This is a genomic window from Pedobacter nutrimenti (genome assembly GCF_003208655.1).
In the GTDB taxonomy this organism is placed as follows: Bacteria; Bacteroidota; Bacteroidia; order Sphingobacteriales; family Sphingobacteriaceae; genus Pedobacter; species Pedobacter nutrimenti.
In genome coordinates, this window is the sequence record NZ_QKLU01000002.1 from 216,382 (window position 1) to 229,446 (window position 13,065).

A 13,065-nucleotide genomic window follows, 5' to 3' on the forward strand; every position below is an offset into this window, starting at 1 on the left:
TTCTTTATCAATTAAATACTTTCAGCCATTTCCATCGCCTTACGCAAGGCCGCAATTTTACTATTCACTTCATTGAGTTCACTTTCCGGAACAGAATCTATCACAATTCCCGCTCCTGCCCGATAATGAAGTGCATTGTTTTTACTCATAAAAGTCCTGATCATAATGGCATGATTAAAGCTTTCATCAAAACTCATATAACCAATGGCCCCTGCATAAAAATTACGCGCAAGACCTTCGTACTGGTCAATCAGCTGCATGGCCTTATATTTCGGGGCACCACTCAGGGTTCCGGCAGGATAGGTGTCTGCTACAATTTTAAAGGCAGCAGTCTGGTCCTGTAAACGGCCGCTCACTTTGGAAACCAAATGGATCAAATGGGAATAATACTGTACTTCTTTAAATGATTTGACTTCTACCTCTTTACAATGCCTGCTCAAATCATTTCTGGCCAGATCTACGAGCATAACATGCTCGGCACTTTCTTTGGGATCCTGTTCCAGTCTTCTGGCAATTTCTGCATCTTCCTCGTCATTTCCTGTCCGTTTAAAGGTCCCCGCTATGGGAAAAATATTGGCCGTTCCGTTTTTAATTGTAATCTGTGCCTCCGGAGAAGAACCAAAAAGTTTAAAATCACCATAATCAAAATAAAAAAGGTAGGGAGAAGGATTAATAGAACGCAGACAGCGGTACACATTAAATTCATCTCCCGTAAAATGCTGTTTAAATGCCCTGGAGGGCACAATTTGAAAAACATCTCCCCTTAAAATATGCTCCTGCATTTTCACCACAATTTGCATAAACTGCTCATCAGTCAGGTTAGAGCTTTCTGCGCCTTCCTTTTTGAAACTATATTCAGGGAAATTTTTATTCTGGATGAGGTATTCGATTTTTTCCAGATCGGTATTTTCTGTTCCGTCAAAACTGTTGTTAAACAAGGTCACCTCGTTGCGGAAATGGTCAATCGCAATAATATACCGGTATACATGGTATTGCATTAAAGGAATACGGTCTTCTTCCGGGGTTTGGGCCTTAAAAGAAATGTCTTCAAAATGCTCCACTGCATTCCAGGTAAAATAACCAAACAGACCCGAGGAAATGTAACGCTGCTGCTGTGCCTGTTCATGTTTAAATCTGGATTTGAAGGCCTGGATCTCCTCAAGGAGGTCGAACTGCGTTTTACTTTCCTTTATTCCATTCGGGAAATAGGAAGACAACAGGCCTTCTTTTAGCAAAATACCAGCTACAGGATCAGCACAAACATAACTTACCGAATTTTCCCGGCTGTGGTAGTCGGAGCTTTCCAGTAAAATGGTATTTGGAAATACATCCCTGAGCCTAAGGTAGATACTCACAGGAGTTGTGGTATCGGCAAGCCTCTTTTTAAAGGTAGTACGGACGATGATTTTTTCTTCCATCTATTTTATTTTAAATATTTAAAAAACGCTCAAACACAAAAAAACCCGACGTTGTGTAACGTCGGGTTAGAAATGTGGTTTGGTTTAGGTTGATAAACTATAAGGTACACAAAGCAGCGACGAAACTCTTTTCAGAATTACCACGCCATTGCCAAGTATGTATATTGTTGATCATGAGCAACAAAAATATAAATAAATCTTATAATGCAAAATGTTTTTCAAAAAATTAAGATATACCAAATAAAGAACGGGAAGGATCTGCCTTGGTCATCGTATAAATAGCCGCCACTATTACCAGCAGGGCAAGGGTAAAATAAATGGCTATGGTTTTATGTTTAGCCACCGCGCTGTCAAATCTTTTTGAACGCGCATTGCCCACGGTAATCAGTATTATGGCAAAAATCATCATACTGATGTGCTCCATTTTCCAGTAGCGCCCCATGGGTATGGAACTGTCCACTTTGTACCAGTTGTTCATAAAATATAACGCCAATCCAAGAACCAGTTGTATATGTGCACTGATCAGGGTAAAAACATTGAGTTTTCTGTTCCCTTCAGTATAAGGTTTTTTACCCAGCCATCCTGAAAAAGCATTTGCGATGGCAAGCAGCAACAGAACCAATACCAGATAACGCCAGCCAGAGTGCGCACTTTTTAATATTTCACTAAATCCCATAATTTTTTTCTTTCAAACTTAATGAATTACTTTCTTTTTTATAAAAGGGTGTCTTCATAAATGAAATTTAAAATCATTATGAATTGATCCCCTAAGCAGGCCACTATTGTAATTCCATATGCAATATCGGATATGGATTTCCCGCACCGTCCAATGCCGAACGTCCAATCGTTTTGAATCCGAAGTGCGCATAGAAACCTGCGGCCTCCACATTATCCTCATTGACATCCACCAGATTTACACCCTGATTTTCAATCGCATGCAGTAATAATTTTTTACCAACCCCTTCATTTCTGTAATCCGGATGAACAAATAACATTTCCAGTTTTCCCTCTGCTGTCCCCGAAAAGCCCATCATTCGGCCAGACTCATTTCGCATACAGCACAGCGCAACCTCCTGCAGGTAACCACCAAGAATTAAAGATTTGTAAAATGCGATATCAGATTCTTTTAAAAAGTGATGGGTGGCCCGTACCGAGGCCTCCCATAAACTCACCAATTCGGGGTAGTCCTGTTCGGGGATTTCTGCTGAAAAATACATCATTGTTATATTAAAACCCCAAAACTAGTTATTAATTTATATTTATTTTCGAATAACAAATTTCCGAGCGGCCATGGCTATCCCGTATCCAGGCCACCAGTACATCTTTATCCAGATCACTGAGCACTGCATGGTGATCTGCATATTGTCCGTTGCTGATATTTACAGAAGGCAATACCACAGGCCCTCCTAAAATTCTCAACACGATTTTTGCAGGTGCAGCCGGCATCATCGCCATACTCATTTTCCCTCCGGAATGGTTCATATGCTGCATCGCGCTTTCCGCTCCCCCGGTGCTTTCTTCACAAACGGCTGCCAAACGGCCATCTGTCAGGGCAACCATTTGTGGATGCCTGCCCTGGGCAGTCATTAACTGACGGCCACGGAAATCGGCTCCTTGTGGTGCTGTCGTAAAGTACAAACCTGGATGCCCGCCAGCGGTAAACCAAAGGGCATTTATTCCATTTTTACTTTCTGCCAGACTGGGCCCAGAATGTGGGCAGCCTTCAATCTCCCAATTGTCCTTACTAATGGTTTTTGCGGCACTGAATGTTTTACCATTATCTGTGGAAATTTTATACACCATATCCCTGACCTGTTTGCCCGACAGTGCAGAAGGGAATTGTATACTTCTGTAAGCCAAATGGATGTTTCCAGACTGGTCGCAGAGTATATCCGTCCGGCAGCATTCACAGGTACCTTTATCCAGACAGGTATCCAGACCAAAGCCTTTTCCTTTTTCTGTCCGGCTAAAAAACAAGGCCGAACCTTTTATACTCTTGCCATAACGGCCATCCAGCCAAATGGCTGCCAGTTCCCCGTCTTTTAAAGTGCTTACATCAAAAAAACTTCTTCCGTAAGCATGCGAAGTATCCGAATGTAAAAACTGCGCTTTGGACCAGTTTTTACCATCATCAGCCGAAAAGCTATAATAAATTGCACCTGCATAAGGATTCTTTTCTTTTGGAAAACGCTTTGCAAAAACTGCCATAACCATTCCATCTGCCTTAAAAGCGATTTTCCCCATGCTTTCAGCAGAGGTACTGCTTCCAGCCGAGGCAGCAACAGTCACCACGGCATTAAAAGCCTCCGTTTTTCTATTGTAAACAGCATATTTTAACCTGTACAGGGAATCTTTAGCATCCTGTTCTGTCCAGCACAAAACCGGATTTCCTTTATTGTCCTTTGTCAGATAAGGTCCGACAGCAGAAATTCCTTCCATTTTCAAAACAGAAGCAAGGGGCTCAGCGGGCTTTTTTGAACAACTGCAAAACAGTAAAAGCCCGGAAAGAAGCATAAATAAAGTCTTATTCATGGTCATCATTATTTAGAAAATATATTTAAGATTTAAACCCGCATAACCGTTTCGTTTCGGGGAAGGGTTAAAATAAGCTGGCTGAGCACCCCCATAACCAACTGCATTCAAAGAAACAATAGAACTATAGCTCTTATTCAGAATATTGTCCAACCCTCCATAAACATTTGCTTCCAGGCACTTAAGCAACATTTTTTTATAGCCTATTTTTGCATTTAGTACCTGATATGAAGGATTAAAAGCAGAATTGGCATCATTTAAAGGCAAGGCATCGCTGTAAAAATAACTGCCATAAAAATACACCCCGCTCCGGGTCTCAAGGTCCAGTCCGGCATTAAATACCCAGGGCGCAATACCAGTTAACTGATGACCATCGTAAGTTGCAGTCACCTGATTTTGTGCATTTAGAATCTTATAATCTTTAAATTTAAAATCTGAATAAGTCACCGCCACAAAAGGCCGAAGGCTTAAAATCTGCTGCTGGTCTTCGGCTTTGAGCAATTGATAGGACAAGGACAATTCTGCTCCATTGTGACTGGTTTTTCCTGCATTGTTATAAATCGTAATTCCCTGCTGGACAGACTGGCCAATCAGCTCCCCTTTCATATCCATTTTAAATAAAGCAAGATCGTACTCCAAACGCGATTTCAGCAAATTTCCCTTTGCATTAAGTTCATAATTCAGGGCTTTTTCTGCCTGTAAAGTAGGGTTAATAGAACCATCTACATTTTTGATCTCTGAACTCGAGGGCGGAGAAAAGCCAGAACTTACACTGGCATGAAGGCTTAAGGCATCACTAAAGTTATGACTCAAAGCAATACGGGGACTGGCCTGCGGGTCGAATTTTTTAAGCCCGCTCTGATTCTGCTTTAAATAATCCTTCACATCATAGCGCAGGCTGTTATAGCTCAATCCCAGGGTCAAGGTTGTTTTAGGGCCTAGTGCAGTCTCCGATTGATAAAACAGGGAATACTGTGTGTTCTGGTAATCAACATTTGAATTGACAGCGCCTTCGGTTCCATGGTTATTCACATACTGGGTTCCCTTGGTCAATCCTTCGTTAAACTCTGCCCCGATGGTAAACCTGGTTGGCAGGGTTTTAAATTCCGGGTCATAACTAAAACGGGTGCGGCCGCCATAACTCTGATAATAATTTCGGATATAAGCATAAGGAAGCGGATGGTTCAGGTCATAAAAATAGGTAAAGACACTGGTTGTATTTGAAAATTGATCGTTAAAACGGTACTGCTGCCCCAGACCTATCCTGGTCCAGTTCTGATACCTGCCCGCAGCCTTATCCAAATTAGTGGCATTGGCCTGCAATGGATTTGTATTGACCTGGTCCAGGGTCAGCGAACCCGGAATCTGTGAATGCTGGGTTGTCCTGTTGATCAAAAGGGTAATGATCCTTTTATCACTTGGAAAAAGCTGGAAGTTACCCGTCAGAAAACGCCTCATGTCTGTACTGTGCTCCCTATAGCCATTATATTCCTGCCAGCCATAAGAGACATAGCTATTTACTTTATCTCCTCCGCTCCTGTAGGTGGTTGCAAGACGGTGTAATCCATTTGCCCCAATGAGCCCGGATGCCTCCAGGCTTTGTTCCTGATAAGGGGAGCGTTGCAATTGAAAATTAATGACCCCTGCGGTACCTGCGCCATAAATGCTGGAAGCCGGACCTTTAATCACTTCCGCCCGGCCAATAGAATTGACATCCAGGGCTTCAATTCTGGTGGTTCCATCGGCCTCGGTAACAGGAATTTCATTGAGGTAAATTTTGACGTTCCGTATGCCATAAGAAGCCCTGACCCCATTACCACGAATAGAGATCCTGGCTTCGGACAGCGTACTCTGGTCCATGCGGACGCCCGGAATCCCATTTAATGCAGATTGGAAAGAAACTGCATTTCCACGGTTAATATCTCTGGCAGTAATCAGGGCAATTCCTCCGGCAGTTTCCTTATTGGTCTTATTGCCATTGTAACTTTCCACCCTGACTTCATTTAAGCTGACAGCGTCAGCTTCCATCTGAACGTTCAGTTCGCTTTCGTCCGCCCGAAGCTTAATCAATTGAAATTTGTAGCCCCTCAAGCTGGCTTTCACCTGTCCTTCAGCAGAACTTGTTCCCAGTTCGAAATAACCTTTAACATCAGATTTGGCAATGGTCTGTCCGTCTGAATTGACTATAATAACCCCAGCCAAGGGCTGCCTAGTTTGAGAATCGTAAATATGGCCTTTAAAAAGGCGGTTTTGTGCCTTCACCTGTATAAAAAACAGGAGTAGGCCAATAGATAACATTAGATATCTTAATGACTTCATTATCGGTAAAATTTTATAAAAATGCCCTGGCGGTCAATGCCAGGCAAATCCGTTTAGTCCTATGGATCATCTTCAAAAAGATAAACCACAGGGACAACACTGTTTCATTTAAATCAGGGCATAACAAACCCTTGGGTCATGAAATCAGACTTGCGGAGGATGAAAAATAGAAGATGAATGAAGTGGGAGTGCGAAAGGAAGTTCTGAGGGCCTTAGTACTTTCGGCAATTGTATTGAAAAATCAAATTTGGTTTTCTGTACAATCAGGGCCTCCTGAAATTGATTCTTTTGGGATGCCCGGTTCTGGCCCTTTTCTTTTTCTTCAGCCTGTTTGAGTTTTTTCATCAGGTAACATTTTCCATTGCAATGCAGCATAGGCTTATCCCTGTTTTCACAAAGTGTGGATGCGATGTAATTTCTGTTCAACTCAAAACCAGCATAGATAAAGAAGCGGCTAAAATTAGCGCCCAGCAGGAAAAAAATTAAAGAAAAGGCAATCAGGCTCCTGAACATATCCGGGCGCAAAGGTAAGGCTTAGATCTTATTCTGCAAGATCAATTTTTTAAAGCCTTCATGCCAAGGGTATGTATGGCAAAATTTTCAGTCTCTTTTTCAACGGCTGCGACATCCTTAGAAAGCAATGGAGAAGCAATAACATGGTTACCCGCATCCGGAATGGCTTTTTTCTGTTTCAACTTTGCTGGCGTGCCCAGTTCATCAAACATCCTGAGCATTCCGGAAACCTTTGCTGTGGCATCCTGGTGGGTTTCATCTTTATAATAATAAAGCATCAGCACCGGTTGCTTTATTTTTGCAAAAGCTTCAGCAGTGTTGGATGTTTCCAAAAGCTCCTGTAACTGAGGTAAAGCTTCCAGACGGTACTGGTTGTACCAATATTGCAATACTTTTGGATCTGTATCTGTTGTTTTTTTTGAATACTGACCACCCATTACAGCTCGGGTAATCTGTAAGCCCCAGGGATTATTCATCAACCAGGCTTTATCGTTATTGATCTCTATATTAGGAGAATACAAAATTAAACCATAAATTTCAGGATAAGTTTCTGCCAATTTTAAAGCCAGGGTCCCTCCCGTGGATGTACCCACCAGGATCACCTTTTTACCCAATTTTTTTCCTATGGAATAGGCTTCCTTTGCCGAAGCCCATAAATTATCTACGGTAAAATCCAGCATGGCGTCTGGCCCTTTCAATCCATGTCCTGCCAGCCTGGCCAAATATAAATTACATCCAAATTTCTTTGCAAAATTCCGGTGAACCGGATCTCCCTCCCCCTGACTTGCTGTAAAGCCATGTAAATAGACCACCGCATATTCAGTTTGTGTTTTATTTGTACTGTCTGCCCAAACAATTCTGGCCTGGTTATCAGGTTTCAAAGGAAGACTCTTTTCGGTATTGTTTAGTAAAACCTCTATTTTAGCAAGGCTGTCTGGTAAAGCAGGCAGCTCTACCTGATATAAAGGGGCAGAAGGTTTTGGTCCCAAAAAATAAACCACCACCAGCAACACAAGCAAAACCGCTATACCTAAAAATATTCGTTTAATCCAATGCATAACCGTATTTTAAATTTTTAAACTGTAAATTCAGAACAACTTAACCCTCATCCTCCCTGCCCTAATGGTCAAGTTTACTGTCGGGCAATATACATAATAATGAATTTTGATATCAAAATCATTTAATTAAGTTTGTTTACAATTAATGTTAAACAAAACTAATACTTCTCTGACCATCTGACTATGAATCAAAAACCATCAAACGCATTTATTGGGGCTTCCTGGGCCGCGCTCATTGTAGGCTTTGCCGCTTACAATATAGGATTATTCAATGCCACCATGCAGCTAAACGAAAAAGGATATTATTTCACCATACTCATGTTTGGTGTATTTTCGGCCATATCAGTACAGAAATGTGTCCGCGACCGCCTCGAAGGCATCCCTGTAACCAGCATTTATTACAGCATCAGCTGGTTCTGTACGATCCTGTGCCTGGTTCTTTTAACGGTGGGCCTCTGGAACGCAACATTGGCCCTTAGTGAAAAAGGATTTTATGCCATGTCTTTTGTACTGACCATTTTTTCTGCAATTGCAGTTCAGAAGAACACCCGTGACAGCATTTCCACTGATCACAAGAGCCCTCAGGACAATTAAATCGGCTATTTTTAAAAATCTAATCAAAAGGGGCTGGTAAAACCAGCCCCTTTTACAATCCAGTTTTATACATATTCCTGTATTTAGACGCTTCTTTTTTTGAAAGAACCTGAGCGTCAAATACCACAGGGCTTACAGGAAGATCATTTTGAGTAGGCACCTGGTTAATGGCATCCGCCACTTCCATTCCATCAATCACTTCACCAAAAACGGTATAATCCCCATCCAGGTGAGGTGTTCCTCCAATCTTTTTGTAAATTTCCCTTTGTCTTGCGGTAAAATGAATTCCTTTCTTTTGCTCCAGGGCATCCAGCTGTGCGTCCGTTTGTTTTTTACCTGCGACCAGATAGATTTGGGAAAAGTAAGAAGCTTTTTCCGGGTTATCGTCCCTCCCTGCTCCCAATGCACCCTTTTTATGAAAAAGACCCGGTTTAATTTCGGCAGCAAAACGCTTTAGAGATTCCGGATGGGCTTTTTCACGGTTCAGGATGGTATCATCCAATTCTCCGGCCTGACTCACAAAAGCTTTAATCACCCTGTTGAACAACGCTTCTTTATAGGCGCCTTCTGCAATCATTTTTAAAAACATATCCCGGTGCTTAGGGGTCTGGTCATACAACATCAGAATAATGTTTCCCTTATTGGTTTTCAAACGAACAAAGGAGGTCTGTGCATTGACCCAAAAAGCTGAAACAGTTAAAAATAAAGTCAGGAGAATCCTTTTCATTGGTCGGTTAATCGGTTTGATCACAAATATAAAAAATACAAGTCAATACTTTATAGTTACAATACCTTGATCATCAGATGACTTGGATGCTGTGCAGAAGTATACACACGATGTACAGACGCTTTAAAATCTGTATCCTGAGCTTTCATAATGTCCTGAAACTGCTGGGTGTTCCGGTCTATGAGCGGAAACCAGGTACTCTGCAGCTGAACCATTAGCCGGTGACCTTTTTTAAAAGTATGGAGCACATCCTGAAGCTCAAAATTCACCGGACTGACCCTTCCTGGAACAAATGCTACCGGCCGGTCAAAACCTCTTCTGAATTTCCCCCTCATGGCCTCACTGCGGACCATTTGCTGATACCCCGCCATCTGCACCTGTTTTGCTGTCCACTTATTATTTTGTGCCGTATCGGGATAAACATCAATAATTTTCACCACCCAGTCTGCATCAGTCCCAGTTGTTGAAACCTTCAAATGGGCCCAAATATTCCCCGCCAGGGTCAGGTCCTCTGTAAGCACCTCTGTCTGATAGGTAAGCACATCGGGCATCGCAGAAGCAAAACGCTGGTCTGCTGTCATGTAATCCCGGTCCATATCCATGGTCACCCGGTTGATAAAAGGAACCGGTTTATTCGGGTCCGAATTGAACTCACTGTAGCTGTCTTTTTTTGGGACAGGAGGGTTAAAGGATAATTTTCCACCATCCTGAAAATACAACCGTTTTTCTTTAACCTCTGCCGGTGGCCAGGTTTTATAGTTTTTCCATGCATTCAAACCGGTTTGAAATACAGAAACCGCAGGCAGATCCAGAGAGGTCCCTTTCAAATAATGACTGAAAAAAGCAAATTCAATTTTTTCCCTGTAGAAAGGTCCGGTCGGACCACCAAAGTCCACATCACCCAAATGGTCCCCATCGCCCCTTGCCCATCCGCCATGGACCCAGGGACCCATTGCAAAATAAACCGGCGTAGAGGGGTTTTTAGCCCGAAGTACTTTATAGGTATTGATTGCCCCATATAAATCTTCAGCGTCATACCAGCCCCCGGTCACCAGGGTAGGTGTTTTAATGTCATGCAAATGAGGAAGTACATTTCTGTCCTTCCAGTGCTGATCATAATTCGGATGGTTCATCATTTCGTTCCATAAACGAATGCTATCCTGGTAGTATTTGACATTTGAATTGCGTAAAGAACCCATTTTCAAAAAGAAATCATAACCATCATTCGTTCCTGCCTCAAATCGTTTACCAGGTCTTTGGGTAGGTTTGTCGTCCTGTCTGTTGGTAAAGGAAGGGTAAAAACCAAAGTTGGCCGTAAGCATAAATGCTCCGTTGTGAAACGCATCGTCCCTGTAAAGGTCTGCAATAGGTGCCTGCGGAGATGCCGCAGCCAATGCCGGATGTCTGCTCAACAGTGCTGTGGTGGTATAAAAACCGGGATAGGAAATACCCCAAACCCCTACTTTCCCATTATTATTGGGAATATTTTTAAGCAGCCAGTCGATCGTATCGTAAGTATCTGTGCCTTCATCAACATCGTTATTGCTTTTGTGCTCTTCGAGTTCGGGCGTCATTTCTTCATAAATCCCTTCACTCATCCAGCGTCCCCGGACATCCTGGTAAACAAAAATATAGCCGTCCCGTAAAAATAAAGAAGAAGGACCCAGGGAAGAACGGTAGTTCGCAGCCCCATAAGGCGCCACGCTATAACAAGTCCGGTCCATCATAAAGGGATAAGATTTAGACTGGTCCTTTGGCACATAAACCGCAGTAAACAGTTTTTTCCCGTCCCTCATTGGCACCTGGTATTCATATTTCTGATAATTTTCTTTTACATAAGCCCCATCCGGCGAAGCAACCTGGGCAAAAGTACCAAGACTAAAAAAAAGAAAAAGAAGGGTTAGAGTTTTCATGAAAGCTTTGTTTTTAAGCCTTTCGGGTGAAGTACGCCAAAAGCCTCACGAATATAGCCATAAAAATATTTTCAGCACAGGGATTAAGTTCCCGATTCTTTCCTTAATTCTTCTCCATACTGTAGCAACACTTCAATGACAGGGATTGCACGGATTCCCTTTTCGGTTAAGGAATACTCCACTTTTGGAGGAACGACCGGATAAACCACCCTTCTGATCAGCGCATTTTCCTCCAGTTCACGGAGTTGGGCAGCGAGCATTTTATCGGTAATGCCAGGCAGATTTTTTTTCAGTTGACCATACCTTAATATGTTTCCACTCAGCCTCCATAAGATGGGCATTTTCCAGGGCCCACCGAGGTGTTTTAAAGCAAGTTCAATAGGAATATCAAAAGAATATTCCTGATCAATTGGCATTTTCATTTTTTATATAGCTGATAATCAATTTTCTTTCTTTTTTTACCATATAGAATTTCACAAACTATATGGATTAAATTTACAATGAAGATTTTAAAGCTCAAAAGAATTTAACACAATCCTTAAATTATATTTATCGAGCCTGAAATCAGATCTTTCTTTTCCCATAAAAAAGTCAAACCCAAGAGAAAAACAAATACAAATTTTAAAGTGATTTAAGAGGCATTTCGATTTAAATCTTTTTGGGTCTGAGACACCAATACAGTACTGGTTACGCAAACCAAGAAAAAGAAAAGACAGGGTAAAAGCATACGAAAAGCTCAATCGAATAAGCACTGATGCTGGACAGGGTGTCCAAAAAGAAAATGGAATTATTCCTTCGGCCGGAGAACAACCTCCTGGGCCAAAGGAATAATTCACAAAATATATTTTAAGGGCGTTTATTGAACAACTTTAACCTCTACCCTTCTGTTGAGCTGTCTGCCAGCCTCTGTATCATTGGATGTCAGGGGGCGGGTTGCACCAAAACCTTTAATACTTAAGCGGGATGCACTTATACCTGCATTGACCAGATAAGATTTTACTGCATTTGCGCGATCAACGGATAAAGACATATTGTGCTCTACTGTACCTTCGGCAGAAGAATTTCCATTTAAAACAAAATTAATGGACGTGTCTTTTTTCATTTCTGCTGCAGCCTGGTCCAGGATCGAAAAAGATGCCGTTTTTAATACATCTGAATTAAACTCAAATTGCACATTGTTAAAGTTAAAATTTGGTTTTTCAGGAGCAGCAGGTTTTTCTTCCTGTACCGGTGCCGGATCAGGCTTCTTTTCCTCCACTGGTTTTTCAGCTACTTTTTCTACAGGCGCTGGTTTTGCTACGATTTTTTTTGTCTTACATGAATACATGCTAATGGACAGAAGTCCGAGAACGGCTGATACTAAAAAAGGTTTTAAAGATTTCATTTGTTTGTTGTTGTTTTTTTGTTTCGTAAACATAAATAATATTTAATATTAATTTAAATACTACTGCAACTATAACGTATTTTAAAACAAGAACTTATGTAAACCAACCTCTTTAATCACAAAAAAACAGGATATATCCTTCTTAAATCCTCAGATCAAGGACTTCATCATACAAACGCTGTTTTCTACCCCTTCATATTGCCCGTAATTAGGGATAAAACGGTACCCAGCCTTTTGATAAAGGCTTATCGCTTCAGGCTGCTTTTTTCCTGTTTCCAGTACACAGCTTTCTGCTCCGGTTTCTGCCGCCCATTTTTCCAGTTCAGAAAGTATTTTCAGTGCAATTCCCCGGCCTCTTGACTCTTCCTTCACAAACATTCTTTTAACCTCCACTTTTCCTTCCCCAAAAGGTTTTATGGCTCCGCAACCCCGGGCAACCCCTTCTTCAAATGCCAAAACGACTTCATTGATTTTATCAACCCGATTAAATTGCGCATAAAAATCATGGTCCTCACCATCTCTGATCCTAAGATCTTTATCCAATAAAATAACCAGTGCCCTAAAATCCGGGTCCATAGAATTTGTCCTGATCAGCTCTATCATATCT

The 13,065-nt window shown here is 41.8% G+C and carries 13 protein-coding genes; 1 reads left to right on the forward strand and 12 read right to left on the reverse strand.

Annotated features, from left to right (window positions below; all coding sequences use genetic code 11):
• Nucleotides 1-11: 11 nt before the first annotated feature.
• From B0O44_RS05620 to B0O44_RS05655, 7 genes are all read right to left on the reverse strand, one after another.
• On the reverse strand, nucleotides 12-1,418 hold the full coding sequence (locus B0O44_RS05620; RefSeq protein ID WP_110828002.1) for an anthranilate synthase component I family protein: 1,407 nt from the start codon (nucleotides 1,416-1,418) through the stop codon (nucleotides 12-14).
• Nucleotides 1,419-1,644: 226 nt separating this feature from the next.
• A complete protein-coding gene (locus B0O44_RS05625; RefSeq protein WP_110828004.1) occupies nucleotides 1,645-2,094 on the reverse strand; it encodes a cytochrome B in 450 nt (149 codons plus the stop codon).
• 103 nt (nucleotides 2,095-2,197) lie between these two features.
• On the reverse strand, nucleotides 2,198-2,638 hold the full coding sequence (locus B0O44_RS05630) for a GNAT family N-acetyltransferase (RefSeq protein WP_110828007.1): 441 nt from the start codon (nucleotides 2,636-2,638) through the stop codon (nucleotides 2,198-2,200).
• A 28-nt stretch (nucleotides 2,639-2,666) separates the two neighbouring features.
• Complete coding sequence (locus B0O44_RS05635) at nucleotides 2,667-3,950, reverse strand: sialidase family protein (RefSeq protein ID WP_146229777.1); 1,284 nt, start codon at nucleotides 3,948-3,950, stop codon at nucleotides 2,667-2,669.
• A 12-nt stretch (nucleotides 3,951-3,962) separates the two neighbouring features.
• Nucleotides 3,963-6,269, reverse strand: coding sequence for a TonB-dependent receptor domain-containing protein (locus B0O44_RS05640; RefSeq protein ID WP_110828012.1), 2,307 nt, complete (start codon nucleotides 6,267-6,269; stop codon nucleotides 3,963-3,965).
• Nucleotides 6,270-6,413: 144 nt separating this feature from the next.
• The gene (locus B0O44_RS05650; RefSeq protein ID WP_110828016.1) at nucleotides 6,414-6,782 is read right to left on the reverse strand and encodes a hypothetical protein; all 369 of its coding nucleotides are present in this window, start codon (nucleotides 6,780-6,782) and stop codon (nucleotides 6,414-6,416) included.
• Nucleotides 6,783-6,823: 41 nt separating this feature from the next.
• The gene (locus B0O44_RS05655; protein ID WP_110828018.1) at nucleotides 6,824-7,840 is read right to left on the reverse strand and encodes an alpha/beta hydrolase; all 1,017 of its coding nucleotides are present in this window, start codon (nucleotides 7,838-7,840) and stop codon (nucleotides 6,824-6,826) included.
• A gap of 183 nt (nucleotides 7,841-8,023) precedes the next feature.
• On the opposite strand from B0O44_RS05655, the gene yiaA reads away from it, so the two are divergent.
• The gene (gene yiaA, locus B0O44_RS05660) at nucleotides 8,024-8,434 is read left to right on the forward strand and encodes an inner membrane protein YiaA (protein ID WP_110828021.1); all 411 of its coding nucleotides are present in this window, start codon (nucleotides 8,024-8,026) and stop codon (nucleotides 8,432-8,434) included.
• 52 nt (nucleotides 8,435-8,486) lie between these two features.
• On the opposite strand, the gene B0O44_RS05665 is transcribed toward yiaA, so the two are convergent.
• The 5 genes from B0O44_RS05665 to B0O44_RS05685 all read right to left on the reverse strand — a co-directional run bounded on the left by B0O44_RS05665 (nucleotide 8,487) and on the right by B0O44_RS05685 (nucleotide 13,061).
• A complete protein-coding gene (locus B0O44_RS05665) occupies nucleotides 8,487-9,161 on the reverse strand; it encodes a peptidylprolyl isomerase (protein WP_110828024.1) in 675 nt (224 codons plus the stop codon).
• A gap of 56 nt (nucleotides 9,162-9,217) precedes the next feature.
• Nucleotides 9,218-11,074: a CocE/NonD family hydrolase gene (locus tag B0O44_RS05670; RefSeq protein WP_110828026.1), complete on the reverse strand. Its 1,857-nt coding sequence runs from the start codon at nucleotides 11,072-11,074 to the stop codon at nucleotides 9,218-9,220.
• 83 nt (nucleotides 11,075-11,157) lie between these two features.
• Complete coding sequence (locus B0O44_RS05675) at nucleotides 11,158-11,496, reverse strand: winged helix-turn-helix transcriptional regulator (protein ID WP_245943601.1); 339 nt, start codon at nucleotides 11,494-11,496, stop codon at nucleotides 11,158-11,160.
• Nucleotides 11,497-11,930: 434 nt separating this feature from the next.
• On the reverse strand, nucleotides 11,931-12,491 hold the full coding sequence (locus B0O44_RS05680) for an OmpA family protein (protein WP_245943602.1): 561 nt from the start codon (nucleotides 12,489-12,491) through the stop codon (nucleotides 11,931-11,933).
• A 117-nt stretch (nucleotides 12,492-12,608) separates the two neighbouring features.
• The gene (locus tag B0O44_RS05685) at nucleotides 12,609-13,061 is read right to left on the reverse strand and encodes a GNAT family N-acetyltransferase (RefSeq protein WP_110828028.1); all 453 of its coding nucleotides are present in this window, start codon (nucleotides 13,059-13,061) and stop codon (nucleotides 12,609-12,611) included.
• Nucleotides 13,062-13,065 lie beyond the last annotated feature (4 nt).